The sequence below is a fragment of the Pseudomonas sp. TE3911 genome, from assembly GCF_054062775.1.
On the sequence record NZ_JBSSFP010000001.1, the window covers coordinates 1,086,593 to 1,109,977 of the forward strand.

The window sequence follows — 23,385 nt, forward strand, 5'->3', positions numbered from 1 at the left end:
GCTATTTGGCTGCGGTGCGCAGGACTTCAATCCACAGCGCACCTTTGCCTGAAGCCGCCTCACCCACGCGCTTCAACGCACCTGCGCCGCTGACCGCGTAGGTACCGACCTTGTCGCTTTTCTCGCCGGTCACCAGCAACCATTGGCCATTGGGAGAGAAGGCGATATTGCGCGGTTGTTTCTCTTCGACCGGGTAGTTGTCGAGAAACGTCAGGCCACCCGTAGCCGCATCCACCGCAAACGCCGACACCGAGCTGCTGGTGCGCTCGCTCATCAGCAGTAGGGTGCCATCCGGCGACAGGCGCAGGTCGGCGGCCCAGATGCGTGGCGTCGGGTCGTCCTTCAAATCATTGTTGCGCGCGTCCCGCACTTCGCCGTGGGCCAGTTTCAAACGCGCGGGAATGCCGTTGGCTACGCCGATCTGCGTCAGCGCGCCGGTGCTGTCGTCAATGGAAAATGCAGTGACGGTGCCGCTCATTTCGCCGACCACATACAGGTATTTACCGTTGGCTGAAAACGCCAAGTGCCGAGGCCCGGTGTTGGCCGGCACGCTCACGTAGCCGGTGCCGATCGGCGTGAGTGCGCCGGTGTTTGCCTCGAAGCGATATTGCAGCACGTGGTCGTTGCCCAAGTTGCCGGCGTAGGCAAAGCGATTGCTGGGGTCGGTGCGCAGGGAGTGCGCGTGGGGGCCGGTCTTGTAGGTGAGGATCGGCTCGGGCTTATCGACGGGCTGCACACTGAGGGTGTCGGCCCCGTAAGAGGCCGCGAGCAGATAACGTCCGGCGCGGTCGGTGGCCAGGTAGGCCATGCTTTCTGCCAGCGGGGCCTTGGAGCGTGGCGTCAACCGCCCGCTGGCTGGATCAATGCTGAAGCTCTGCACCTGAAACGGCTTGACCCGCAGCGCGGCATACAAGGTTTTACCGTCGGGGCTCAGGGCCATGGGGTTGACCTGATCACCGGCTGTTACCTGGTCAACCAGGCTCAACGCGCCGTTGCTCTCGTCCAGCCGATACTGGGAAATCAGGCCATCGCCGGGGCTGGAAATGTACGCGAAGGTCGCAGCGTTGGCGTGTGCGCTGAGTCCGCAGGCAATGGCGGCGGCCATGAGGAGGGGTTTATTCACGAGTGAGCCTTTATTGTTATGTTTGTGATCAGTCATCGTATGACTGTATTTCTTTCTCCGCAATAGTTGGTTTTTGGGCTCACTTGGTTGTGTCTCTTGCGACGCACCGGTATGCCTGACCCACAGGGTTACATGTGGTCAACAAGCGACAGTTGCTCGTCCCCTGCGGCGCGCTAGCGTTAAGGCTCTTCAGGCATTTCACGTAGAGCAGCGGATGCGCCCCACACCTCAATCACACCGTCTGCGTCACGGCCGTTACTCGGAACACGGTCGCAGCTACCTCATCACCGCCGTGGTTCATCAGCGCCAGCGCTTATTCACTGACCTTTACCTGGGTCGCCTGCTGGTTGCCGAATTCCGGCAGGCTCATGAACTGGGACTGGTCGATTCACTGGCCTGGGTCGTCATGCCTGACCACATTCACTGGTTGTTTGAGTTGAAGCAAAAGGCGTTGGCAGACGTGGTGCGACGTATTAAGTCGCGCAGTACGCTGGTCATTAACCAGCGTCGTCAAAGTAAAGAGCGTGTTTGGCAACCCGGCTATCACGATAGGGCAGTGCGTGCGGACGATGATCTTCGCAAGATGGCGCGTTACATCATTGCCAACCCTTTACGAGCTGGCCTGGTGGAGCGCGTGGGGGATTATTCGTTGTGGGATGCGGCGTGGCTATGAATAAAAGGGGAGAATTCCTGTGTTTGGCAGACTTCCCTGGTGAGCAGGTTTTTGTGGTGGGCAGGCTTCTCTGGTGAGCAGGTTTCTGTAGTGAGCAGGCTTCTTATGGTGAGCAGTGGCTTTTGTGGTGAGCGGGCTTGCCCCGCGCTGGGCTGCGAAGCAGCCCCAAAACCTGCCAGCGTGATCTACCTGACGAAACGCGGTGTTCTTGATGGGGCCGCTTCGCAGCCCAGCGCGGGGCAAGCCCGCTCACCACAAAAAGCTTTCTTGCCACCCACAAGCAGGCTGATCACAAAAAGCTCACTTGCCACCTAAGAACAGGCGAACTCCTGTGTTTGGCAGACTTCTCTGGTGAGCAGGCTTCTTATGGTGAGCAGTGGCTTTTGTGGTGAGCGGGCTTGCCCCGCGCTGGGCTGCGAAGCAGCCCCAAAACCTGCCAGCGCGATCTACCTGACGAAACGCGGTGTTCTTGATGGGGCCGCTTCGCAGCCCAGCGCGGGGCAAGCCCGCTCACCACAAAAAGCTTTCTTGCCACCCACAAGCAGGCTGATCACAAAAAGCTCACTTGCCACCTGAGAACAGGCGAACTCCTGTGTTTGGCAGGCTTCTCTGGTGAGCAGGCCTCTTACGGTGAGCAGTGGCTTTTGTGGTGAGCGGGCTTGCCCCGCGCTGGGCTGCGAAGCAGCCCCAAAACCTGCCAGCGCGATCTACCTGACGAAACGCGGTGCTCTTGATGGGGCCGCTTCGCAGCCCAGCGCGGGGCAAGCCCGCTCACTACAAAAAGCTTAGTTGCCACCTACAGCAGGCTGACCACAAAAAGCTTATGTGCCACCTACACGCAGGCTGACCAAAAAAAGCCCGCACATCACAAGAGCGGACGTGCTTTGTGCTGCTGTTCCTTCTTGCCGATTCAGGAACCTTCAGGGCCCACAGGGCTCACTTGTTAGGTCGCCCTGTTTCATTGCCGAAAGGAATCCGCATGCTGTCAGCCTCGCCAGCCATTCCCCAGTACGCCCCCGTCGAACGCGAACTCAGCCTGCGTGCCGTCGTCACCGGCACCGTGCTCGGTATTTTGCTCACACCATCCAATGTGTACGCCGGCTTGAAGATCGGCTGGTCGTTCAACATGTCGATCATCGCCCTGCTGGTGGGTTATGCGATCTGGCAAGGCTTGGCTAAGCGTTCCACCGAGCAACTGCCGTGGACCTTGCATGAGAGCAATATCAACCAGACCGTCGCCTCGGCCGCCGCTTCGATCATCTCTGGCGGTTTGGTGGCGCCGATTCCGGCCTACACCTTGTTGACCGGCAACCAGTTAGACGCGTTGCCGATGATCGCCTGGGTGTTCTCGGTGAGTTTCCTGGGCATTTGGATCGCCTGGTACCTGCGCCCCTCGTTGCTCAATGACAAGGCGCTGAAGTTCCCCGAAGGCATGGCCACCCTGGAAACCCTGCTGCACATCTACAACCACGGACGCGAAGCCGCGACACGTTTGAAGGTGCTGCTCAGCGCCGCGTTGCTGTCCGGATTGGTGAAGTGGGTGGACACCTTCATGTGGGCCTTTCCGCGCTGGTCGCCGACAGCCTCTTGGGAGCGTCTGACCTTTACCGCCGATCCTTCGCTGTTGCTGCTGGGGTTCGGCGGCATTATCGGTATTCGCGTCGGCCTGACTCTGCTGCTCGGCGCTTTGATTGCGTGGGGTGGCCTGGGCCCGTGGCTGCTGGCACAAAACCTGGTGACGTTGCCGGCAGACAGCAGCGGCCCGCAATTCGCTGCATTGGTGGAATGGTTGCTGTGGCCCGGTGTGAGCCTGATGGTGTGTTCCACCTTGGCCTCGCTGACGATTCGTTTGTGGGCGTTGCGCTCCTCCACGAAAGCTGACGGCGGCAAGATGTGGAGCGTGCCCAAGCCCGGACCGGCCGCTGGTTTTATCCTGTCGATAGGCTTGGTAGTCAGTCTGCAAGCGCTGTTGTTCGGCATCAATCTGTGGATGGCATTGCTGACCATTCCCCTGGCGATCTGCCTGGCGGCCGTGGCCGCCCGCGTGGTGGGTGCCACCGGTATTCCGCCGATTGGCGCCATCGGGCAATTGTCCCAACTGAGCTTTGGCATCGTTGCTCCCGGCCAGGTGCCGATCAACCTGATGAGCGCCAACACCGCTGGCGGCTCGGCGGGGCAATGTACGGACTTGATGAACGATTTCAAGGTGGGCAAAGCGATTGGTGCTACGCCGCACAAACAAGTGATCGCGCAGATCCTGGGGATTTTCATCGGCAGCATCGTTGGCGTGTTTGCGTACCTGGCGCTGATTCCGGATCCGCAGTCCATGCTGCTTACCGAAGAGTGGCCGGCGCCCGCGGTGGCGACGTGGAAAGCCGTGGCGCAAACCCTGACCCACGGGCTGGATTCATTGTCGACGAGCATCCGCTGGGCGATTGCCATTGGCGGCGGTGCAGGCGTGTTGTTGGGCGTGCTCGACAGCCTGTTGCCGGCCCATCGTTCCCGCTACTTGCCGAGTGCCGCCGCGTTGGGGTTGGCTTTTGTCCTGCCGGCTTCGGTGTCGTTGATGATGGCGATGGGCGCGGTGCTCACCTGGTTGGTGAGTTGCCGTTGGCCAAGTATCACTGAGCGCTTTGCGATTACCGCAGCGGCGGGGTTGATTGCCGGGGAGAGCATTACCGGGGTGGGCGCATCGTTGTGGCAGATGGTGGGCTAGTCGCACACCCACCGTGCCCGGGTTTACTTAGTTGGCAAATGCATACTCGCCGCCCTGTTCCAGCGCCTGGCGATACGCCGGCCGCGCCTGGAACCGCTGCACCCACGCTGACAAGTGCGGGTACGCCTGCAACTTGCCCTGGGCCTTGGCGATTTCGCCGATGAAACTCATCTGGATGTCTGCACCGCTCAGCTCATCACCCAGCAGATACGGCGCGTGCCCCAGTGCATCGTTCAGATAGCCCAAATAGTTGGCGACCTCGGATTCGATGCGTGGATGCAACGGTGCACCGGCATCCCCCAGGCGTCCCACGTAGAGGTTAAGCATCAGCGGCAACATGGCCGAACCTTCGGCGAAATGCAGCCATTGCACGTATTTATCGTAGTCGGCCGAGGCGGGATCGGGTTGCAGGCGGCCGTCGCCATGGCGGCGGATCAGGTAGTCGACGATGGCGCCGGATTCGATCACCACATTGGCACCGTCTTCAATCACCGGGGACTTGCCCAGGGCGTTGATTGCCTTGAGTTCAGGCGGTGCGAGGTTGGTCTTTGGGTCGCGCTGGTAACGCTTGATTTCGTAGGGCAGGCCAAGCTCTTCCAGCAGCCACAGGATGCGCTGCGAGCGTGAGTTGTTGAGGTGGTGAACAATGATCATGGGAACTCCACGGGGCAGGGGGTGTGCATCAACAGACCGCTGGGCTGGCGCAGAGTGCCCCAGATCCCAGCGTCCTGGCGTTGGGCTGATCAGCGCACGACATCCAGCGCGGTGTATTGATTCACGTAGTGGAACTGGCTCGACGTCGACTCCAGCGTCAGGGCCACGCCCAAGTCCTCGATAAACGCACGCGAGGTCTTGTAGTCGCCCTGGTCGCACTCAAGCTTGATGGCGTCGCCGGTCAAGGAGGCAAACACCTGGCGCGCCGGGAAGCGCTCACCCACCTTGCAGATCAATGAGGTGTCGGTGGGGGTGTCGGTGGGCTTGGCGGGGACGTTCAGCATCTGCATGTCTGCGCGCAAGATCTGGCCAGGGGCCCAACTGCTCGGCACTTTCAACTCGACTGCGAGGGTTTGCAGCACTCGCCCATCGCCGACGCCGTTCATCTTCGACTTCAACTGGATCAAGTCGGCGAGCACCAGTCGATCGACGTTGAAGGCGTTGCCGTACACCTCATTCTTCTTCAGCAAGCCGCCGTCGGCGGTGAAGGTGACCGAAGTCGGGCTGTCCTGGCTGCCGTCGCCTTTCTTGGACAGGTAGGAGTAGCTCAACCTCTTGAATTTCGGCTGCAACAGCGGTGAATCAAGGCGTTGGAGCACGCTGGCAGGTACGTCGACATCGTTGATGCTGGTTTCTACCACGGTACGCGGGTAGTCAACCGGCGCAATGTCCGGCCGCAGCCAGGCCAGCAGCGCAGCATCGACGCCGCCCTGAACCGAGCAACTGACGCGTGTTTGCTCGCCATCGGGTTCGACAATCAGCACGCGCTCAACGTTGCGTGTGCCCGGTGCCTTACCCGGTTGCGGTTTGATCGCCTGCCAGCGGTCGCCGACCTTGAGTTCACTGCGAATATAAGACCCGTCGATTTTTTGCAGCCGCGCGGGCACGTCCAGCAGTGGTGCCAGGTGCTGGGCCACCTCGTCCACACCGCCTTGCACGACAAAACCCCAGTAATAGTAGCGTCCCAACTGATCGAGGTCGGCGGCCTCGTCGGCGTACGACAACAGCTTCAGGCCTGCGATGGGCGGCGCGCTGACGGGCACCTGATTGGCTTGGCGGTCGGCACGGTTTTTAACGGCGATCCAGGTGAAGTCCTTGTCCTGCTTGAGCGGCGCATAGGCCTGCCACGCGGCGCGGTGCGTGTTCAGGCTGCTGAAGAAGGTCGCGTCGCAGCGCGTGAAGGCCTTGAGCGTCTCGGTCAATGCGGCGTCGTCGGCGTGGGCGATGGCGGGCAGCAAGAGGGCAGAAGCGAGAAGCAGGGCGGGCGACTTCATTGAGCGGGATTTCCGTATCGGGGCGGGAGGAGGGCATTATCCAGAGATTACGAGGCAGCCACTAGCGTTGCAGGCGCACACGCCAATCGCCACCGTGCTGGCGCTGGCATTCCTCTTCAGAGTCAAAACGCACACAGCGGTCAACCTGTACGGGCGCTACCTCGGCGTCATCCAGCGCCGCAGCGGTCAATTCACGCATGCGCTGGTCGACACCGGTCGCAAGGGCGTGGTCCTTGTTGGCGTGCGTATCGAACACCCAGATCACCTGCAGGCTTTGGGGAAAGGCTGTGTAATCGACAGTGTGGGTCAACCATTCGAAGCCGGGGATTTCGGCTTTGGCGGTTTCGCAGGCGTCGGTCAGGGTGGCGACGAGTCGGCGCTCAATGCGGGCGCTGTCGCGTTTGGTCGGTGGCATAAGGGCTCCGGGGGTGCAGGAAAAACAAACAACGGCGCGACAATGGCAGAACCTAGGGCCCTTTTCCACGTCCAACCTCGCGACATTCACGCCTGAAGGATATGGAATCCGTGACCAAAGCTTTTGCCGCACTTGCCTTTCTCCTCCTCGGCGCTTGCACGCAGTACCGCTACATCCACCCTGAAACCCCACAGGGCCAGCAGTGCGTGGCCGAACTGGATGCCAACGTCAACGCCTGCGAACAGCGCGCAAAAGACAGCGCCGAGGGCCAGCGCGTGTTGGATGAGGCGCAAAGAAACAGCTACCAAACGTGCACTCATCAATTTTCGTCGAGCGCCTCGAACCCCGATCCGTGCTCCGGTTTGAAGCCGAGCGGCGTGGCGTCAGTGCAGAGCAACACCTGTCGTGAAGGCTATACCGACAAGTTCATCGCCTGCGGCGGACGGCTGGAAGAGATCAAGGACAAATAACCCGCAATGGACCAAAAAGCCCAACTGATCCTACTCGCAGAGCAGGCCACCGAGGACCTGTTCCGCTGGAGTCGTTTTGTCGCCCATACCGAGTTTCTGTGGCAGGACATCACCCTGGTCACCGACGCTGACGCTTGGCAACGCCAGTGGTTTGAGCTGGAAATCGTCAACGGCCTGGCGTTATCTGAGTGGGAAGAAGACGGCCGACCGAATGATTGGTCGGCGCGCTGGCGTGAAGGCTATCAGCAGGAGGCGGTTGAGTTGGTGAATGAGCTGCTGGGGTTGCTGGGGGCCGCGACGTTTCAGATCCACTGATCATTCTCGGCAGTGCGCTCACCCCCTTCATGCCCGGTGTTCAGGATGCCGCGTGGTTCGATCATCATCAGCTTGGCTTCGCCGTCGGCCGCCGTCCTGTGTTCGACGCCACGCGGCACCACGTACAGCTCGCCCGGAGCCACATACACCGGGCCGTCCGGGAGGTCGATACGCAAAGTGCCTTCAAGCACCAGAAAGGCCTCATCGGTTTCCGGATGCGAGTGCCAGATGAATTCGCCTTCGATCCGCACGACCTTGAACTGGTAGTCGTTCATTTGCGCGACCACTCGCGGGCTCCACAGTTGATCGATGAGCGAGGCTTTTTGGGTGAGATTTACCGGGTGCTGGGCCATGGTGGATCCTCGGGTGGGGTGGGAGATCCAAGGCTACTCACGTTGCGGGTCAGTGGGCTTGTACGATCCTGCAAGGGCAACCATGAAGCTGTCAGGCACGAATGGGGAGCGCCAAGCCAAACAGCACAAAAAAACCACCACAGACTTTATTGAACCGGCGCCCGGTCCTCGCCAACCAAGGCCTGATCCGGTGCGCCGCGCTGGCGACCAGATACTCAACCACAAACTCCACCCCGGCGTAGGTCAGTGCGATGGCAGCCGTCTGGGCGATCAGGCTCCTGTGCGGATCCAGGAACGGTGGGATAAACGCGGTAAACAGCAGCAACGCCTTGGGATTTGAAAGGGCCGATACCAGGCCTTGGCGCAACAGTGACCAACCGCTGAAGCCAGCCGTATCGGCAGTCTCAAGCGTCATCGGCGCAGCCCGCCACAGTCCGAAGCCCAGCCAGATCAGGTACAGCCCCCCGGCCACCTTCAGCGCGTTGAACCACGCGGACGACGCCTGAATCAGTGCGCCCAGGCCCAGCGCGCAAAACGAAAGCACCACCGCAAAACCGAGCACTCCGCCGGTGATGGTGAACAGCGTTTTGCGGCGCCCGTGAATGGCACCATGGGTCAGCACCAATAACGCATTGGGCCCCGGCACGACTGCGATACCGCAGCAGGTAAACACATAGAGCAACCAGGTCTCGAATGGCATGTTCAAATCCCGCAGTGGTGATTCAGGCGAATCATCATTAGGGCTGGGCGGTTATCCTGAAAAGCGCATAATTCACATCGCAGTCATTCGATTAACGCATAGAGGTAGCCCCATGCTCGCCAGCGATCTGCAGATTGATTGGCTCAAGTGCTTCGTGGCTGTGGTGGATGCTGGTTCACTGTCGGGTGCTGCGCACGAGGTGAACCGATCCCAGTCCGCCGTCAGCATGCAGATGAAAAAGCTTGAAGCCGCGCTTGGACGGCAACTGTTGAACCGTGGTCCGCGCCACCTGCAACTGACCGCTGATGGCCAGACGCTGCTGGGCTATGCCCGCCGCCTGCTCGCCCTGCATGCTGAAACCCAGGCGGCTTTTCATGGGGAAGCATTGACCGGTCGCATCCGCCTGGGCGTCGCCGAGGACTACGCGGCAAAGTACCTCACGCCGCTGCTCAAGCGCTTTGCACCGCGCTACGCAGGCGTGGACATAGAGCTGACCTGTGAACAGTCGACCACCTTGATCCCGCGTGTGCGAAGCGGCGATCTTGACCTTGCACTGGTGTCCAGGGACTCGCCGCAAAGCGGCACGTTTCTGTTCAAGGAACCCATGGTGTGGGTGGGCTCACCGCAGTTCGAACTGTGGCGTCGAGAGCCGGTGCCCATCGCTGTTTACGAAAGTGAAAGCCTGGCTCGGCGTTATGCGGTCGACTCACTGACCCGCCAGGGCCGCCAATTCAAAGTGGTCTACAACAGCTCAAGCCTCGCTGGCCAAGTGGCCGCCGTCGAAGGTGGACTGGCAATTGCCGCGATCACTCAGTGCAGCGTGCCGGCATCGCTGCAGGTCTTGGGCAGTGAGCAGGGGGTGGGGAACATTGCGCCGATGGAAGTTTCGATCTTGCGCAGCCGAGCTTCTCGCGGGGCCAACGCCGTCAATAGTCTTCACGCGTTCATCATCAGTGCGCTGAGAGGCTAGGCGGGTCACTGAGCTAAAGGTTGCTCCAGCACCGTCGATAACCTTGAGGAACCCGCCAATCATGGACCGATTAAATGGCTCTCTCCGTCAGTTCCGCCTATCCCTCGCCGGCCAATGTCACCCTTGCGCCTTCCAACCAGACGCTTACGCCCCAGCCGCTGACGGATGTCGCCAAGGAAGCCCTGGCAAACGCCGCGCCAGCCGCCATCTACCATCCCAGTGAAGACACCAGCACCACGTCGAAACCACTGGAGGTCGTCGACGTCTGGGTGGGTCGCTCTGAATCGCCGGAGTACCCTCGGTTCGCCGAAATCTTCAAAGGTGCGCACAACACGTTGAAAGCCTCTTTCCAGGCCTTCCAGTCAACTCTGTCGACTACAGCCCCCGACCTTGCCAGCAAAAAATACGGCTTCACCGTCGACGCTGACGGCAGTCTGAAAGTGCTCAATACCGCCGGCCAGCTCAACAGCTCGGACACCCAGCGGCTCACGGATCTGCTCAACAAATCCCTGGGTCTCAAAACCGCAGCCGTCGCCTACCGAGATGCTGCCATCGACATGACAGACGCCAGCTCGCCCTGGTCCGGCAGCATCATGGGTTACTACAGCCTGACCCAGGAAAACTTCGCCAGCTCCCTTGATTTGGCGCCGCTGTTCAAAGACACGCATAGCATGGTCCCTGCAGAGTTCAGGGATGCGAAGTTTTTGACGCAGTTGGCCTATAAGGGTGAGCGGGCGACTCAGCAGACGGAAGCGGCGATGTATGAGCGGCGTGCGGCGCAGCGGTTCAGTGCGCAGGCGTGAGTCGCTTGGGGTTTTTTTGGTGAGGTGCTTTTTTGGTGCGCTGATCTCTCATGGTAAACGGGCTTTCTGTGGTGATCGAACTTTGTGTGTTGAGTAGGCTCTCTGTGGTGAGCGAACTTCGTGTGTTGAGTAGGCTCTCTGTGGTGAGCGGGCTTGCCCCGCGCTGGGCTGCGAAGCAGCCCTAAAACCAGGCACTGCGGTTTTTCTGAGAAATTGGGGTGGCCTTATTGGGGCCGCTTCGCAGCCCAGCGCGGGGCAAGCCCGCTCACCACAAGAAGCCCTCTCATCACAGAAGCCTGTTCACCACAGGAAAGTCTGCTTACCGTGAGTCGCTTGGGTTTTTTTGTGTTGAGTATGCTTTCTGTGGTGAGCGGGCTTGCCCCGCGCTGGGCTGCGAAGCAGCCCTAAAACCAGGCACTGCGGTTTTTCTGAGAAATTGGGGTGGCCTTATTGGGGCTGCTTCGCAGCCCAGCGCGGGGCAAGCCCGCTCACCACAAGAAGCCCGCTCACCACAGGAAACCTGCACATCACAGGAAAGCCCGCTCACCCTCCTGACCGACTTGGATGAAGTCGGCCCAATTCATAGCCAGGGAAAACCCAAGATGCGTGGCGCACTCGTTAACAGTCTGATGCTTCTCACCATGGCGATATCCGGCGCCGGATGCACCACCTACGCGTCCAAGCCAATCATCAACGACCGCGTTGAAGCCGCCAAAACCGAAAGCATCCCAAGCTTCACTTATGAAGTTGACGCGCCCTGGAAGGACAGCCGCTTCGGCAAGCGCGCCTACCAGGCCACACAGGAAATAATCCCAGCGGCGCAAGACATCAGCTCAGCACCGCTCGCGTCGTCGCGCCCTGTATTAGCCATAAAAATCTCGGAGTTTTCATCGGGCGGCGCGTGTACGCAGGAGTACCTGACGGGCTTGAGTCTTGGCTTGATTCCCAGCTGGTGTACCCGGCCGAAACTGTTCACGTTTCAGTTCATGCTCAATGGCAATCACGGCGTGTGCAGGCAGAAAACCTATTCAATCAGTGCCCAGACGTTTTCACATATCACCGCGATTCCATTTGCCATGCTCGATACCCGGGACCAGCCACTCACGCTGTATCAGGCAGCGCTGAAAGACTTCCTCCAGCCAGCACAATGCGCGACGCCCTGACACCGGCTTCAAATAGGCCTGTCCACCACCCGCGCATTCCACAGGTCCCGATAGCGCTCCCGCCAACCGGGACTGCTTTGATCCAGCCACGCCAGCGTCGCGTCAATGGTGTCGTCGCTGATGACGAAGTGATTGATGTGCTCCGCGATCCGTTCCTGCGACACGTGCAGCAAGTCCAGGTAGGCATTGAACGAGTCCGCCAGCACCACGTACTCATCGCCTTGCTGGCGACGCCCCGTCCAGGCGGGTAAACCTGCGACCATCGCCCCCACATCCTGGCGCCCCTCGCGCAGGTCAAGTAGCAACACGCTGGCGCCGCCATCGCGGCCGATCGGCAATAACCCTGTCGCGGGGAAGCCAGGTTGCTGGCGCAGTTGCTCCAGTTCAAAGGGGTTGGATTCATACTGCTCGCTGGGGGCCAGGCCATACAGCAAGAAACTCAGCAGCTCTTTATCGCCATTGCTCATGGTCGCCAGCACGTCGTATTCCACGGTGGCGCCGTTGCAGGTCTTGAGAAACTGCCGGTAATCGTCCGGCAGGCGGGCGCCGAGGGTGGCTTCCAATTGCGCGAGGGCGTGGTCGGATGCGCTTTCTCGGGTGTCGTCGAAGATCAATCCACGGTAGTCAGTCATTCGGGCCTCCCAGCACCTTAGTAAAAATCATAATAGAGCGCCCATTCCCCGGTTTGGTTGTGCTTCCAGAACATCAGGCTGCCACTGTCGATCACGTTGAGGTTGATCTTCGGGTCCGACGAAATCTGGAACACAAACTCGAAACCTTCACCCGGATCCACCCCCGACTGGCAGAACGAGGGGTAACCGCCGATCTTGTGTTCGTAAGTATGGGTGATCAAGTCGTAATAGCTCTGTATCTCGCCCGCGCGCTCCAGCGTGAGAATGGCTTGCTCAAGGTCCGCGGGGACACCGCCGCCATCCCACAGTGGGAAGTCCTCCGGCACCGCTTCTGCCTTCAACGGGAAAGGTTTGAGAAATGTGCCCGGTACCGGCAGCGCCTTGCGCACCAATACGTCATCGGGACCATATTCGCGGATCACCCAGTTATTTCCCATCGGCTCAAAGTCTTCAGGAAACGGGTCCGAGATAAACAGCGTCAGCACACGAACCCCCGCCAGCAGCGGGCTGTTGAAGGGCAGGGCGGGCAGGTAAAACTGCGCGTAGGGCAGCAAGGGTTGTCCGGCCTGATTGGTGGGTACGCCTTCATCCGGGCGGAACAGGAAGACATTCCCCAGCCAGCTTTCTTCATCGGTGCCGAGAGGGCGAAAGCCGCCGGCCATGAACTTCACGGCGGGGCGGGCCAGGCGTTGCTTGATTTGTTGAATGTCCATGTCGCTGTAAACCTTCCTTTTGCTACAGGCACAAAGGCCGCAGATTAGCAGTGCGCGGGCGCGGTGCCCAACTGGCCTCCTTCACGAGTTGGATTTCAGCCGCCCCAGAATCGCCGTACGCAAACACCCCCAGGCGATCACGCCGATAATCAGCACCTCGGCGACACCCACCAGCACATTGAATGAAAACACCAGAGGTTGCTCGGCCCAATAGAAGCTTGTCGAACCCGATCGAATGCCACTGACCCGCAGCCGCCCGGTAAACAGCGCGCGCACCAACGCGATCACATGCGTCAGCTCCAGCACCGCCAGGAAAACACCCAGCAGGGAAAGCAGGGCGCGTGCGGGCCTGCCGAGTTTGTCGGTGGACTCAGTCATGGGTGCCGGCCCCTCGGATTTGCGCCGCCGGGCGACCTTTGCCGGTGATGGCGCAGGCCTGTAGGGCGCCGCGGCCGCCGACCCAACGTGCACCTCAGTGGGCACGGCCACGTTCAGATAGTCAGCCAGTTCTCGCAGCCACATATCGGTGCGTGTGCTCCCCGGTATCACGGGCACGTTGTCGGTGGTCAAGCGCTGCTCGGTGCCGTCGCGCATCACCAGCCACACCTGGGTGCTGGCCGGCTCTGCCTGTGGACGGCGGCGCAGTTCGAGGTGGTGGGCTTTATCGATGCTGAAGGTTGACTGCACACGCTCGCGGCCACCGAAAAAGTTTCGAGTGCGGCGCTCACCCTCACCGTTGGCCCGCGACAACAACAAGCTCTCGCGGATGCCGGTGTACACCATCAGCAGCAGGCCAAGGGCAGGAATGAGCAGCAGGCCGAGCACGATCAGCAGCGAGGTCAGCGGGTCCATGTCCGCCCACTGCGAGCTGCTATCGGTGAGCCAAAACACGACGAAGGCCAATGGCAGGGTGAACGCCATTGCGCCTGTCAGCAGTACCAATGCGCTTTGCACCCCGTTGCGCGAGTGGATGTGCAAGTCACCCTGCGTGGTGCGCTCGAAGCGATGCCCAATCAATATGCAAATCTCCTGAAGCGCCTTGAGGGGCAGCGATTGGCGGCCGAGGTCGGCATTAACGCCATGGAGAATACCTTAAGCCGAGAACGCCACGCGTTTCCCGGCCCGGAATGCCAGGTAGCGGTCATATTCAAGGGTGAACGCTGGGTTCGGTGTGTCGTTGGCGTGGGTGTAACGCACCACACGTATCGTGTCGCGCATTTGCCGTGCGTCTTCGCCCTTGAGTCCTCGCATGATGCCTGCTCAGGCGCGCGGTGATGCGGTGCCGAGCGCTGCATGACAATGAAATGCCATGATGAAGGCATCTTGAGTTTTAAACCGGTTGACTCGCAAACACCCCTTTGCAGGGCATATCGGTCTACCATGCCATCCCCCGGCAGTGGTTCCACGCGCTACCGACCTCTCTCTCGCAAGGTATCGCCTCATGTCCATCGACCAAATCAGCCTCCCCAAGGGCGTCGGCCCGCATGCCACCAAGCTGCTCGACGCCATCACCGGCGCGTCCACCCATGAAGAACTCAACCGCGCGGGCGGTAAGGCGGAAGGGTTTGTGTTGGGTCTGGAGGCTTCCAAGGCCATTAAGAGCCAGATCGCTGAGTCGCTGTATGTGGCTTATGACGATGCGGCGAGTCATCGGGCCAGTGAGTTGAAGGGGTAAACCTCAACGCCCTCCCTGATGTTGTACAGTCGACTTCCACCAAAGGGCTGATTAACTCAGGGATCCCATGACATTGACCGTCGACACCTTGCTCAACCTGGCCATGGCCAACCCCATCAACGCCGAAATCACCGCGCGTCTGCCCGACCTCGGGGTGGAGCAATGCATGCTCACGGCGGGATGTCTGTTCCAGGCGGTGTGGAATCATCAGTCCAATCTCCCTGCCGCGCAGGGCGTAAAGGACTACGACGTTTTCTACTTCGACACCGACTTGTCCTACGAGGCCGAGGACGCTGTGATTCGCAGGGCCGAGCAGTTGTTCCAGGATTTGGGCGTGAATGTTGAGGTCAAGAACCAGGCGCGGGTTCACCTCTGGTATGGGCAGCGGTTTGGCCGACCATATCCGCAGTTGCACTCGGCTAAACAGGGGGTGGACCGTTACCTGGTGGCGGGGACGTGCATCGGGTTGGAGATCGCCACCGGTGAGGTGTATGCGCCCTATGGGCTGGCGGATGTGGAGCAGGGGATTCTTCGGATTAACCCACTGCACCCGGAGCCTGAATTGTTTGCGCGCAAAGCCAGGAGTTATCAGGTGCGGTGGCCGTGGCTGAGGATTGTGGAGCCGGTTTGAGCACCGTGCAGTCCATTTTTGTGTGGTTGATTGAATTTATCTGCGGCGGTTTGAGTCACTGATGCTATGCGTGGTTTTCTTTCAACCGACCTCAAGGACCGACCATGACCTTCTTCATCTTCCTGCTCGCCTGCGCCGCCGCCGCCAGCACCGGCATCCTTTTCAAACCTGGCGCCTGGTATGAATCCCTCGTCAAACCCAGCTTCACCCCGCCCAATTGGCTGTTCCCGGTCGCGTGGACGATTATCTACCTGCTGCTGGCCTGGGCCGGTTATCGCCTCACACTGATCCCTGGCAGCGAAATGGTATTGGCGCTGTGGGCTGCGCAGATCGCATTGAATACATTGTGGACCCCGGTGTTCTTCGGCGCCCATCGCATCTTTGCGGGGATGGTGATTATTGCGGTGCTGTGGGTAACGGTGGCGACGATGGTGGTGATGGCGGTGCGTCTGGACTTGATCACCGGCTTGATCCTGTTCCCGTATTTGGCGTGGCTGTGCGTAGCGGCGGCGTTGAATTTCTCGATCCTGCGGAATAACCGTTGATGGCCCACCAACCTTGGCCGGCCAGCGAGTCGGATTTGGCCCAGATGCGCCGCTTCAATCAAAAGCTCGCCTGGATGCCGCGCTTCAAGATCCGTAACCGCGTGACGCCGCGTTTGATCCAGGGGTTGTTGCGCGTCAGCCAAACCCTTAAGAAGGCCCCCGCGGCGCAGTGCAAAATTGTCGACAACGTCCCCGTACGCATCCTGCGGCCAGTCGGCAAGCCTAAAGGCGTGGTGCTGGATATCCACGGCGGCGGCTGGGTGATTGGCAATGCGCAGATGGACGACGATCTTAACCTCGGCATGGTTAACGCATGCGACGTGGCGGTGGTGTCGGTGGATTACCGGCTGGCGGTGGATACGCCGGTGGAAGGGCTGATGGAGGATTGCCTGGCGGCGGCGCGCTGGTTGCTCTGTGAGGATGAGTTCAAACAGCTGCCGGTCTTCGTCGTCGGCGAATCGGCCGGCGGGCACCTTGCGGCGGCGACGTTGTTGGCGCTCAAGCAATGGCCGGAGTTGCTCCAGCGTGTGAGCGGCGCGGTGCTGTATTACGGTGTTTACGATTTGACCGGTACGCCGAGTGTGCGCAACGCCGGGCCTGAGACCTTGTTGCTGGACGGACCAGGAATGGTCGATGCGCTGCGCATGCTGACGCCAGGTCTCAGCGATGACGAGCGCAGACAGGCGCCGTTGTCGCCGCTGTATGGCGACTTCGACGGCCTGCCACCGGCGTTGATGTTTGTGGGTGAGTTGGACCCGCTCAAAGACGACACACTGTTAATCGCTGAACGGTGGCCACAGGCAGAGGCCCATCTGCTGCCGGAGTCGGCCCATGGATTTATCCATTTTCCAGTGGCGATGGGCGAGGCGGTGTTGGCGTATAGCCGACGGTGGATCTCGACGAGGATCAGTGGTGAATAGGTGTTTTGGTGGGGCAGCCCTGCTCACCACAACTGGACCCCCATTCACCAACCGTCCCGTATCAGACAAGTGGCTGAAGGTTCTACGCTTCAGAGTGCTGGGTAGTCGATGTAACCCTCGGCACCTGGCGTGTAGAAGGTGTCTTTGTCGGGCACATTCAAAGCGGCACCACTGAGAAAGCGCGCGGGCAGGTCCGGATTGGCCAGGAACGCGCCGCCGAACACCGCCGCATCGGCTTTGCCCTCGGCGATCAAGGTGTCGGCGCTGTCCCGTGTAAGGCCGCCTCCGATCAGGTAGCGGCCCTCGAACAATTCTCGCAACGCAGCGTGATAGTCGAAGCTCGCCCCGAACAGTGCCACATGCAAGTAGGCCAGTTTCAGCTCGCGCAGTTGCTTGACCAGGTAGGTGAAGGTTTCCTGCGGGTTGGCATCGCTGATGTCGTTGAAGTTCATCTCCGGGGAAATTTTGATGCCCACGCGATCACTGCCTACTTCATCGACCATTGCGGCGAGCACTTGCATTACGAAGCGGCTACGGTTTTCCACCGAACCACCGTACTGATCTTCGCGTTGGTTGCTGCTGCTGGAGAGGAATTGCTCGGGCAGGTAACCGGAGGCGGCGTGCAACTCCACCCCGTCAAAGCCTGCCTCGATTGCCCGGCGTGCGGCATGACGGTAGCTGTCGACCACGCCACCGATCTGCGTGACGCTCAAAGCATGGGGCGTGACGAAATCCTGCAGGCCGTTCGCGGTCCAGGTCTGGCCCGCCGGTTTGATCGCAGAAGGGGCCAGCGGCAGCGCGCCGTCGGGCAGCAGTGAAGGGTGAGAGACTCGCCCGCAATGCATCAGTTGCATGAAGATGTGCCCGCCCTGGGCGTGCACGGCTTGGGTGACAGATTTCCAGGCGGCCACGTGTTCGGCGGTTTCGATACCTGGAGTGCGGACGTAGCCTTTGCCCGACGCGTCGGGAAATACGCCTTCCGAGATGATCAAACCGGCGGTGGCGCGTTGGGCGTAGTAGGTGGTCACAAGGTCGGAAGGCACACCGGCGTCGTTGGCGCGCGAGCGTGTCATCGGCGCCATGATCAGGCGGTTGGCGAGGGTGTAGCGACCAAGGGAAAGGGGAGAGAAAAGAGCATTCATGGCGGTGTTCCTCATCAGTGATGGGGTTATGATTGATCAATCCGATTTCGGGATAAATGTCTGAAATACGAAATGACTAATCCACTGATGGGATAATGCTGTGGAATTTCTCAACGATATGGCGCTGTTTGTCGAGGTGGTGAAGGCACGCAGTTTCAGTCGCGCGGCCGAAAGCCTGGGCATGCCGAACTCGACGCTGTCCCGGCGCATCAGCGAATTGGAAAAAGGTATCGGCCTGCGGCTGTTGCACCGCACTACGCGCAAGATCGAGCCCACTGAGGCGGGTCAGTTGTACTTTGAGCGGTGCAAGCGCATCGTCGACGAGGCCCGGCTGGCCCATGAACAACTCGGCGAAATGCTCGCCCAACCCAACGGCGTGCTGCGCGCTTCGTTGCCGGTGGATTTCGCGATGGTCTACCTGGCGCCGTTGATTGCCGAGTTTTCCCGGTTGTATCCGGACATCACGTTCGAACTCGACTTAACGCCGCGCCAGGTCGACTTGATCAGCGATCCAGTGGACGTGGTCATTCGCATGGGCGAGCCCGCCAATTCCCACCTGATCGCGCGCAAACTCGCGAATATGCGGCGAGCGTTTTACGCCTCGCCCCAGTACCTGGAACGCGCCGGACTGCCAGCTCAGCCAGCAGATCTGGCGCATCACGAATGTTTGCGCATGCGCGGGTCAAGGGCGCATCGATGGGTCTTAGAGTCGGGGTCGGAGAAGGTGGACGTCGACGTGAGCGGGCGGTTTGAGCTCAACAGCGTGGGCATGCTCAGACGCCTGGCCGCGTTGAACCTGGGGATTGCGCTGCTGCCCGAAGGCATTGCCGAGCAGGATGTGGTCAGCGGGACACTGTGCAGAGTACTGCCCGACTGGCATGGCTCGTCGGTTTCAGTTTATGCCCTGACCGAAACGCGGCTGCTGCCCGCGAAGACCCAGCGGTTTATCGAGTTTTTGCGCGACAAGCTGGAGGATGCATGACTGGCCGGGTAACCTTTCGCCTCCCACTCAAACGAAGGGATGTACATGAGCTTCTTCAACCCGGCCTCAAGCGCTCAGCCCCATCCTGCCTGTCCGCCTGCAGCCCTGAAGGGCACTTCATTCTGCAAGTTGCTTGAGTGAACGAGCTGACGCTACGGCCGGCCAGGATCACCGACCTGCCCGCGGTTTACCGGGGTGAGCGGGGATATATCCAGCGTTGGGAGCCTGCACACGAAGTGGCCTGGCAAGATCAGTTGGAACGGCACCTCACACGTTGGGTCAACAACGTTGAGCGATTGACGGTGGCCATGCTCGACGGACAGTTCGCCGGTTATTCGATGTGGATGCCCGAGGACGGTCTTGCCGAGTTGTGCACAATCAACGTCGGCGAGGCATATCGGCGCAAGGGTATTGGGCGTGCATTGCTGGAGGCCTACCGGGCGGCGGCGGGGCAGGCTGGTTATGCGCGGTTGAGCTTGTGCGTGCGGGCGGACAACCCGGCCCGGTTAATGTATGAGGCGGCTGGGTTCGTGTGTGTGGGAACAGCGGCCAACGGGTATTTGCGGTACGAGCGGGTGAGTGAATGATCAATATCCAGACGGTCACGGTTGCCGACATTCCAGAGGTTCTGGCCTTCGTCCTGGCAGCCCGTGCCGAGCTGTTCCCCAAGCTCAGCGATACCAGCATGCCCGCCGACCTGGCGCAATTCGAGGCCACTTACCTTCACGGCGATGGGCACTTCCTGATCGCTCGCCAGGACCACCAGATCATCGCCGCCATCGGTTATTTGCCCTACGACGATCGTTTCCCCCAATTGAATTACCAAGGCCGCAAGACTGTGGAAGTGGTGCGCCTGTTCGTCCTTCCGGCCTTTCGCCGCTTCGGTCTGGCGGGGGAGTTATACCGCGCGTTGGAGGGCAGGGCGCGGGCGGACGGCGTGGACGTGGTGTATCTGCATACCCACCCATTCCTGCCTGGGGCGATTGATTTTTGGGTACGGCAGGGGTTTGAGATTGTGGATGTCGAGGCCGACCCGGTGTGGCAGACGACGCATATGCAGCGGAGTTTATAGGTTTGCGGTGAGCGCGCTCGTTGTGGTCAGAGGGCTTCTTGTGGTGGAAGTATTTCCTGTGGTGAAAGTACGTCCTGTGCTGAACGTGTGTCCTTTGGTGAAAGTGCTTTCTGTAGTGAGCGGGCTTGCCCCGCGCTGGGCTGCGCAGCGGCCCTAAAACCAGGCACTGCGGTTTTTCTGAGAGATTGGGGTGGCTTTATTGGGGCCGCTGCGCAGCCCAGCGCGGGGCAAGCCCGCTCACCACAAAAGGCTCATCGGTCACATAACGCCCATCTGCGTGGAAGTGCTGTCTGTGGTGAAAGTACTTGCTATGGAGGAAGAGCTTTATGTGCTGAAAGTGCTCTCTGTGGTGAGCGGGCTTGCCCCGCGCTGGGCTGCGCAGCAGCCCTAAAACCAGGCACTGCGGTTTTTCTGCGAAATTGCGGTGGCTTTATTGGGGCTGCTTCGCAGCCCAGCGCGGGGCAAGCCCGCTCACCACAAAAGGCTCATCGGTCACTTAACGTCCATCTGCGGTGCTCACCGAGCGCCTCAGTTAGAACGCAACCGCAGTATCTGCGCTCCATCAAACGGGTCCGTCAGGTAATGCCCCTGCACACCGAACGTCTCCTGCAACCGCTGCGGTGTCAGCACGTCCAGCGGTGTGCCCAGCGCCACCAATTGTCCGTGATCGAGCACCGCCAATCGATCACAGGTCAGGGCCTGATTAAGGTCATGCAGCGCGATCAGCGTCGTCACCGGTAACCCTTGCACACCCTTCAAGATTGCCAGTTGATGTTGAATATCCAGGTGATTGGTCGGCTCATCCAACAGCAGAATCTGTGGCCGTTGCGCCAAGGCGCGGGCGATGTGCACACGTTGGCGTTCGCCGCCGGAGAGGCTGCGCCAGGCGCGTTGGCTCAGGTGGGTGGCGTCCACATCGTGCAGGGCCTGGCACACGATGGCGTCGTCCTCGCGTGACCACGGGCTCAGCGCCGACAACCATGGCGTGCGCCCCAACGCCACGGCGTCGAATACGCGGATGGCGTCGTCGGTGTCGGCCTGTTGCTCCACCACTGCCAGCTGTTGCGCGATGGCGCGGCGGGACAGGTCGCCCAAACGGGTGCCCCCAAGCCTTACCTCACCAGAGGCGGGTGTTCGCAACCCCGCCAGCAGTTTGAGCAAGGTGGATTTACCGGAGCCGTTCGGGCCGACAATCCCCAAGGTTTCCCCCAACTGCACCTCAAGATGAATATCCCGTAGCAACTCGGCATCGCGCACTTTGAAACCCAGGCCCGTACAACTGAGCACTTTCATCGCGCATTCCTCCGCCCGATCAGGATCAACGCGAACACCGGCGCGCCGACCAGGGCAGTGACCACGCCCACAGGAATCACTTGGCCTTTGATCAAGGTGCGCGACAGCACATCCGCCGCGATCAAAAACAGCGCGCCGCCCAAGGCGCTGGCTGGCAGCAACCGCGAGTGCCCGGTGCCCAGCAACAGGCGCACCGCATGGGGGATCACCAGGCCGACAAAGCCAATGGAGCCGACAATCGACACCATCACCGCCGTCACCAACGCCGCGCAGCCCACCAGCACAAATTGCACGCGGCGCACCGGAATGCCGAGGGACGCCGCCGAGTCACTGCCGAAGGTAAACGCATCCAGCGCACGCCGATGCCACAAGCACACCGCCAAGCCGGCAACCGCCACCGGCACCGCCAGCCACACCGAAGGCCAGCGCACACCGCTGAGGTTGCCCAGCAGCCAGAACATGATGCCGCGGGCCTGCTCGGAGCTGGCCGACTTGGTAATGAGAAACGCGGTCAGGGCATTGAACATCTGCGAACCGGCAATGCCCGCGAGGATGATCTGGCCGGTACCGCTCATAGAGCCGCTGGCCCGCGCGAGCAAGATCACCAGGGCAAACGCCGCCATGGCCCCGACAAACGCGCCGGCCGACAGTGAAATCAACCCGCCGCCCACGCCCATCAGCGCCACCAACACCGCGCCGGTGGAGGCGCCGGCGCTGATACCCAGCAGATAGGGATCGGCCAGCGGGTTGCGCAGCAACGACTGCAAGATCACCCCACAGGTGGCCAGCCCCGCACCGCACGCGGCAGCGACCAGGGCGCGCGTCAGGCGGTAGTTCCACACCACGCCTTCGTCGATTGGATCGAGCAGATAGCCGGCGTTCCACAGCTTATTGGCGAGCACTTGAAGCACCACCTGCGGATCGATGGACGTTTCGCCGATGGCCACGCCCGCGAGTAGGGCGGCTGAAAGCAGGGTCAGGGCGAGCAGGGTGCGGATCACGCTTTTACTCATTTGCGCAGGTCGTAGCCGTCGATGGCGCCGGCCAGCTGTTCAAGGCCATCGAACGTGCGGAGGCTGGCCTGCAACGCCAGGGCGTCGAGGATGATGATGCGGTTGTGTTTGACGGCGTCCATGTTGCGCGTGACCGGGTCGCTGCGCAGGAAGGCGAGTTTCTTTTCATGGTCGTCGGCAGGGTAGCGGCGACGGTCCATGCGGGCGATCACCAGGAACGTCGGGTTGGCCTTGGCGATGGTTTCCCAGCCAACGGCGGGCCACTCTTCATCGGACTGCACCACGTTGTGCAGGCCGAGGGTTTCGAGCATGAATTCGGGGATGCCCTTGTGGCCCGCCACGTACGGGTCGCTGGCTATCTCGGAACTGGAGAACCACACCAGCGCGCTGGCTTGCTTGAGGCCTTTACTCTGCGCCGTGGCAACGGACTTGGCCAGGCGCGCCTTGAGGTCGTCGTTCAGCTGTTGGCCGCGCGCCTGCACGTCGAAAATCTCGGCCAGTTGGCTGATGCTCTTGTAGAGGGTCTCGATGCGGAACGGCTCTAGCCGCGTGCCGTCGGCGCCCACCAGATTGTCCTTGCCTTCGCAGTCGGAAGGCAGCAGGTAGGTGGGGATCTTCAACTCGTGGAATTGCTCACGGGTGCCCACCACGCCTTGCGGGCCGACCACCCATTCCAGCTCGGCAGCCACCAGTTGCGGGCGTTTGGCGATCACGGCTTCAAAGCTTGGCTCGTTGTTGGCCAGGCGTTCGATTTTGTCGTTCTGCGCCTGGTACTGGGGCAGCACACTGTTGAACCACAGCGAGGTGCCGACCACTTTGTCGCCGACGCCCAGGGCATACAGCATTTCGGTGGCGGCCTGGCCGATGGTCACGCTGCGTGCGGGGGCTTGCGGGAAGGTCACGGCGCTGCCGCAGTTTTGGACCGTCAGCGGGTAGTGAGTGGGCGCCGCTTGAGCCAGGGCACAGAAACCCAGACCGGTGATCAGGGCAGTAACGCGTGGCAGCATGGGGCGATCTCCGTGTGAACCGTAGGTGAAGCAGGGGCAGTACGGCTCGGAAATACGCCCTTGAACGCTGC

28 protein-coding genes are annotated in these 23,385 nt (G+C 60.8%); 14 read left to right on the plus strand and 14 right to left on the minus strand.

Annotation, left to right across the window (positions count from 1 at the left end; genetic code table 11):
- Position 1: 1 nt before the first annotated feature.
- Complete coding sequence (locus tag ACVWXD_RS04980; RefSeq protein ID WP_095185534.1) at positions 2–1,123, minus strand: lactonase family protein; 1,122 nt, start codon at positions 1,121–1,123, stop codon at positions 2–4.
- A 214-nt stretch (positions 1,124–1,337) separates the two neighbouring features.
- Between ACVWXD_RS04980 and ACVWXD_RS04985 the strand changes: the two genes are divergently transcribed.
- Both ACVWXD_RS04985 and ACVWXD_RS04990 read left to right on the plus strand, forming a co-directional pair.
- Positions 1,338–1,796 carry an REP-associated tyrosine transposase gene (locus tag ACVWXD_RS04985; protein WP_032885881.1) on the plus strand — a complete coding sequence of 153 codons (459 nt, stop codon included), beginning with the start codon at positions 1,338–1,340 and terminating at the stop codon, positions 1,794–1,796.
- A gap of 979 nt (positions 1,797–2,775) precedes the next feature.
- Entirely contained in the window at positions 2,776–4,512 is a 1,737-nt protein-coding gene (locus ACVWXD_RS04990; RefSeq protein WP_442116397.1) for an OPT/YSL family transporter, read from the plus strand.
- Between the two features lie 27 nt (positions 4,513–4,539).
- Here ACVWXD_RS04990 and ACVWXD_RS04995 read toward each other — a convergent pair whose 3' ends face one another.
- The 3 genes from ACVWXD_RS04995 to ACVWXD_RS05005 form a co-directional block, all read right to left on the minus strand.
- Positions 4,540–5,166 carry a glutathione S-transferase family protein gene (locus ACVWXD_RS04995; RefSeq protein WP_032885879.1) on the minus strand — a complete coding sequence of 209 codons (627 nt, stop codon included), beginning with the start codon at positions 5,164–5,166 and terminating at the stop codon, positions 4,540–4,542.
- Between the two features lie 89 nt (positions 5,167–5,255).
- Positions 5,256–6,500 carry a hypothetical protein gene (locus ACVWXD_RS05000; RefSeq protein ID WP_095185537.1) on the minus strand — a complete coding sequence of 415 codons (1,245 nt, stop codon included), beginning with the start codon at positions 6,498–6,500 and terminating at the stop codon, positions 5,256–5,258.
- 61 nt (positions 6,501–6,561) lie between these two features.
- A complete protein-coding gene (locus ACVWXD_RS05005; protein ID WP_181644232.1) occupies positions 6,562–6,915 on the minus strand; it encodes a hypothetical protein in 354 nt (117 codons plus the stop codon).
- Positions 6,916–7,025: 110 nt separating this feature from the next.
- Between ACVWXD_RS05005 and ACVWXD_RS05010 the strand changes: the two genes are divergently transcribed.
- Both ACVWXD_RS05010 and ACVWXD_RS05015 read left to right on the plus strand, forming a co-directional pair.
- Positions 7,026–7,385, plus strand: coding sequence for a hypothetical protein (locus tag ACVWXD_RS05010; RefSeq protein ID WP_143499393.1), 360 nt, complete (start codon positions 7,026–7,028; stop codon positions 7,383–7,385).
- A gap of 6 nt (positions 7,386–7,391) precedes the next feature.
- A complete protein-coding gene (locus tag ACVWXD_RS05015; RefSeq protein WP_181644231.1) occupies positions 7,392–7,700 on the plus strand; it encodes a hypothetical protein in 309 nt (102 codons plus the stop codon).
- Here ACVWXD_RS05015 and ACVWXD_RS05020 read toward each other — a convergent pair.
- A complete protein-coding gene (locus ACVWXD_RS05020) occupies positions 7,688–8,053 on the minus strand; it encodes a cupin domain-containing protein (protein ID WP_032885870.1) in 366 nt (121 codons plus the stop codon). The two genes, ACVWXD_RS05015 and ACVWXD_RS05020, sit on opposite strands and share 13 nt — an antisense overlap.
- 91 nt (positions 8,054–8,144) lie before the next feature.
- Positions 8,145–8,753: a LysE family translocator gene (locus tag ACVWXD_RS05025; protein WP_181644230.1), complete on the minus strand. Its 609-nt coding sequence runs from the start codon at positions 8,751–8,753 to the stop codon at positions 8,145–8,147.
- A 112-nt stretch (positions 8,754–8,865) separates the two neighbouring features.
- Between ACVWXD_RS05025 and ACVWXD_RS05030 the strand changes: the two genes are divergently transcribed.
- From ACVWXD_RS05030 to ACVWXD_RS05040, 3 genes are all read left to right on the plus strand, one after another.
- On the plus strand, positions 8,866–9,723 hold the full coding sequence (locus ACVWXD_RS05030) for a LysR family transcriptional regulator (RefSeq protein WP_032885868.1): 858 nt from the start codon (positions 8,866–8,868) through the stop codon (positions 9,721–9,723).
- A gap of 74 nt (positions 9,724–9,797) precedes the next feature.
- Positions 9,798–10,526, plus strand: coding sequence for a hypothetical protein (locus tag ACVWXD_RS05035; protein WP_099603109.1), 729 nt, complete (start codon positions 9,798–9,800; stop codon positions 10,524–10,526).
- A gap of 602 nt (positions 10,527–11,128) precedes the next feature.
- Complete coding sequence (locus ACVWXD_RS05040; protein WP_457370738.1) at positions 11,129–11,689, plus strand: hypothetical protein; 561 nt, start codon at positions 11,129–11,131, stop codon at positions 11,687–11,689.
- Between the two features lie 8 nt (positions 11,690–11,697).
- Here ACVWXD_RS05040 and ACVWXD_RS05045 read toward each other — a convergent pair whose 3' ends face one another.
- From ACVWXD_RS05045 to ACVWXD_RS05060, 4 genes are all read right to left on the minus strand, one after another.
- Positions 11,698–12,321, minus strand: coding sequence for an SMI1/KNR4 family protein (locus ACVWXD_RS05045; protein WP_457370739.1), 624 nt, complete (start codon positions 12,319–12,321; stop codon positions 11,698–11,700).
- 17 nt (positions 12,322–12,338) lie between these two features.
- On the minus strand, positions 12,339–13,034 hold the full coding sequence (locus tag ACVWXD_RS05050; protein WP_457370740.1) for a DUF1963 domain-containing protein: 696 nt from the start codon (positions 13,032–13,034) through the stop codon (positions 12,339–12,341).
- An 81-nt stretch (positions 13,035–13,115) separates the two neighbouring features.
- Positions 13,116–14,054: a hypothetical protein gene (locus ACVWXD_RS05055; RefSeq protein ID WP_457371575.1), complete on the minus strand. Its 939-nt coding sequence runs from the start codon at positions 14,052–14,054 to the stop codon at positions 13,116–13,118.
- A gap of 72 nt (positions 14,055–14,126) precedes the next feature.
- Positions 14,127–14,285 carry a hypothetical protein gene (locus tag ACVWXD_RS05060; RefSeq protein WP_457370741.1) on the minus strand — a complete coding sequence of 53 codons (159 nt, stop codon included), beginning with the start codon at positions 14,283–14,285 and terminating at the stop codon, positions 14,127–14,129.
- A 190-nt stretch (positions 14,286–14,475) separates the two neighbouring features.
- On the opposite strand from ACVWXD_RS05060, the gene ACVWXD_RS05065 reads away from it, so the two are divergent.
- From ACVWXD_RS05065 to ACVWXD_RS05080, 4 genes are all read left to right on the plus strand, one after another.
- The gene (locus ACVWXD_RS05065) at positions 14,476–14,709 is read left to right on the plus strand and encodes a hypothetical protein (protein WP_032885861.1); all 234 of its coding nucleotides are present in this window, start codon (positions 14,476–14,478) and stop codon (positions 14,707–14,709) included.
- A gap of 67 nt (positions 14,710–14,776) precedes the next feature.
- A complete protein-coding gene (locus ACVWXD_RS05070) occupies positions 14,777–15,340 on the plus strand; it encodes a nucleotidyltransferase family protein (protein ID WP_032885860.1) in 564 nt (187 codons plus the stop codon).
- A 104-nt stretch (positions 15,341–15,444) separates the two neighbouring features.
- Entirely contained in the window at positions 15,445–15,885 is a 441-nt protein-coding gene (gene tspO, locus ACVWXD_RS05075; protein ID WP_032885858.1) for a tryptophan-rich sensory protein TspO, read from the plus strand.
- The gene (locus ACVWXD_RS05080; RefSeq protein WP_401380428.1) at positions 15,885–16,805 is read left to right on the plus strand and encodes an alpha/beta hydrolase fold domain-containing protein; all 921 of its coding nucleotides are present in this window, start codon (positions 15,885–15,887) and stop codon (positions 16,803–16,805) included. The genes tspO and ACVWXD_RS05080 overlap by 1 nt, the downstream gene beginning before the upstream one ends.
- 89 nt (positions 16,806–16,894) lie before the next feature.
- Here the strand turns inward: ACVWXD_RS05080 and ACVWXD_RS05085 are convergent, their stop codons facing one another.
- Complete coding sequence (locus ACVWXD_RS05085) at positions 16,895–17,947, minus strand: alkene reductase (RefSeq protein WP_401380426.1); 1,053 nt, start codon at positions 17,945–17,947, stop codon at positions 16,895–16,897.
- A gap of 100 nt (positions 17,948–18,047) precedes the next feature.
- Here ACVWXD_RS05085 and ACVWXD_RS05090 point away from each other — a divergent pair, with 100 nt between their 5' ends.
- The 3 genes from ACVWXD_RS05090 to ACVWXD_RS05100 all read left to right on the plus strand — a co-directional run bounded on the left by ACVWXD_RS05090 (position 18,048) and on the right by ACVWXD_RS05100 (position 20,001).
- Positions 18,048–18,929 (plus strand): LysR family transcriptional regulator, encoded by an 882-nt coding sequence (locus ACVWXD_RS05090; protein ID WP_122764658.1) that lies wholly within the window; start codon positions 18,048–18,050, stop codon positions 18,927–18,929.
- A 137-nt stretch (positions 18,930–19,066) separates the two neighbouring features.
- Entirely contained in the window at positions 19,067–19,516 is a 450-nt protein-coding gene (locus tag ACVWXD_RS05095; protein ID WP_457370742.1) for an N-acetyltransferase family protein, read from the plus strand.
- On the plus strand, positions 19,513–20,001 hold the full coding sequence (locus ACVWXD_RS05100) for a GNAT family N-acetyltransferase (protein ID WP_260366409.1): 489 nt from the start codon (positions 19,513–19,515) through the stop codon (positions 19,999–20,001). The genes ACVWXD_RS05095 and ACVWXD_RS05100 overlap by 4 nt, the downstream gene beginning before the upstream one ends.
- Positions 20,002–20,529: 528 nt before the next feature.
- On the opposite strand, the gene ACVWXD_RS05105 is transcribed toward ACVWXD_RS05100, so the two are convergent.
- The 3 genes from ACVWXD_RS05105 to ACVWXD_RS05115 are packed head-to-tail and all read right to left on the minus strand — an operon-like array spanning position 20,530 to position 23,314.
- Positions 20,530–21,294 carry an ABC transporter ATP-binding protein gene (locus tag ACVWXD_RS05105; RefSeq protein ID WP_032885852.1) on the minus strand — a complete coding sequence of 255 codons (765 nt, stop codon included), beginning with the start codon at positions 21,292–21,294 and terminating at the stop codon, positions 20,530–20,532.
- Entirely contained in the window at positions 21,291–22,307 is a 1,017-nt protein-coding gene (locus ACVWXD_RS05110; protein ID WP_185168329.1) for a FecCD family ABC transporter permease, read from the minus strand. The genes ACVWXD_RS05105 and ACVWXD_RS05110 overlap by 4 nt, the downstream gene beginning before the upstream one ends.
- Positions 22,304–23,314, minus strand: a complete 1,011-nt coding sequence (locus ACVWXD_RS05115; protein ID WP_032885849.1) for an ABC transporter substrate-binding protein — start codon at positions 23,312–23,314, stop codon at positions 22,304–22,306. Before ACVWXD_RS05115 ends, ACVWXD_RS05110 begins: the two co-directional genes overlap by 4 nt.
- Positions 23,315–23,385 lie beyond the last annotated feature (71 nt).

Excerpts from the sequence above, each read along its gene's own strand:
- ACVWXD_RS04985 (WP_032885881.1), top strand. The coding sequence starts at position 1,338 with ATGCGCCCCACACCTCAATCACACCGTCTGCGTCACGGCCGTTACTCG.
- ACVWXD_RS04990 (WP_442116397.1), top strand. The coding sequence starts at position 2,776 with ATGCTGTCAGCCTCGCCAGCCATTCCCCAGTACGCCCCCGTCGAACGC.
- ACVWXD_RS04995 (WP_032885879.1), bottom strand. The coding sequence starts at position 5,166 with ATGATCATTGTTCACCACCTCAACAACTCACGCTCGCAGCGCATCCTG.
- ACVWXD_RS05000 (WP_095185537.1), bottom strand. The coding sequence starts at position 6,500 with ATGAAGTCGCCCGCCCTGCTTCTCGCTTCTGCCCTCTTGCTGCCCGCC.
- ACVWXD_RS05005 (WP_181644232.1), bottom strand. The coding sequence starts at position 6,915 with ATGCCACCGACCAAACGCGACAGCGCCCGCATTGAGCGCCGACTCGTC.
- ACVWXD_RS05015 (WP_181644231.1), top strand. The coding sequence starts at position 7,392 with ATGGACCAAAAAGCCCAACTGATCCTACTCGCAGAGCAGGCCACCGAG.
- ACVWXD_RS05020 (WP_032885870.1), bottom strand. The coding sequence starts at position 8,053 with ATGGCCCAGCACCCGGTAAATCTCACCCAAAAAGCCTCGCTCATCGAT.
- ACVWXD_RS05025 (WP_181644230.1), bottom strand. The coding sequence starts at position 8,753 with ATGCCATTCGAGACCTGGTTGCTCTATGTGTTTACCTGCTGCGGTATC.
- ACVWXD_RS05030 (WP_032885868.1), top strand. The coding sequence starts at position 8,866 with ATGCTCGCCAGCGATCTGCAGATTGATTGGCTCAAGTGCTTCGTGGCT.
- ACVWXD_RS05035 (WP_099603109.1), top strand. The coding sequence starts at position 9,798 with ATGGCTCTCTCCGTCAGTTCCGCCTATCCCTCGCCGGCCAATGTCACC.
- ACVWXD_RS05040 (WP_457370738.1), top strand. The coding sequence starts at position 11,129 with ATGCGTGGCGCACTCGTTAACAGTCTGATGCTTCTCACCATGGCGATA.
- ACVWXD_RS05045 (WP_457370739.1), bottom strand. The coding sequence starts at position 12,321 with ATGACTGACTACCGTGGATTGATCTTCGACGACACCCGAGAAAGCGCA.
- ACVWXD_RS05050 (WP_457370740.1), bottom strand. The coding sequence starts at position 13,034 with ATGGACATTCAACAAATCAAGCAACGCCTGGCCCGCCCCGCCGTGAAG.
- ACVWXD_RS05060 (WP_457370741.1), bottom strand. The coding sequence starts at position 14,285 with ATGCGAGGACTCAAGGGCGAAGACGCACGGCAAATGCGCGACACGATA.
- ACVWXD_RS05065 (WP_032885861.1), top strand. The coding sequence starts at position 14,476 with ATGTCCATCGACCAAATCAGCCTCCCCAAGGGCGTCGGCCCGCATGCC.
- ACVWXD_RS05070 (WP_032885860.1), top strand. The coding sequence starts at position 14,777 with ATGACATTGACCGTCGACACCTTGCTCAACCTGGCCATGGCCAACCCC.
- tspO (WP_032885858.1), top strand. The coding sequence starts at position 15,445 with ATGACCTTCTTCATCTTCCTGCTCGCCTGCGCCGCCGCCGCCAGCACC.
- ACVWXD_RS05080 (WP_401380428.1), top strand. The coding sequence starts at position 15,885 with ATGGCCCACCAACCTTGGCCGGCCAGCGAGTCGGATTTGGCCCAGATG.
- ACVWXD_RS05085 (WP_401380426.1), bottom strand. The coding sequence starts at position 17,947 with ATGAATGCTCTTTTCTCTCCCCTTTCCCTTGGTCGCTACACCCTCGCC.
- ACVWXD_RS05100 (WP_260366409.1), top strand. The coding sequence starts at position 19,513 with ATGATCAATATCCAGACGGTCACGGTTGCCGACATTCCAGAGGTTCTG.
- ACVWXD_RS05105 (WP_032885852.1), bottom strand. The coding sequence starts at position 21,294 with ATGAAAGTGCTCAGTTGTACGGGCCTGGGTTTCAAAGTGCGCGATGCC.
- ACVWXD_RS05110 (WP_185168329.1), bottom strand. The coding sequence starts at position 22,307 with ATGAGTAAAAGCGTGATCCGCACCCTGCTCGCCCTGACCCTGCTTTCA.
- ACVWXD_RS05115 (WP_032885849.1), bottom strand. The coding sequence starts at position 23,314 with ATGCTGCCACGCGTTACTGCCCTGATCACCGGTCTGGGTTTCTGTGCC.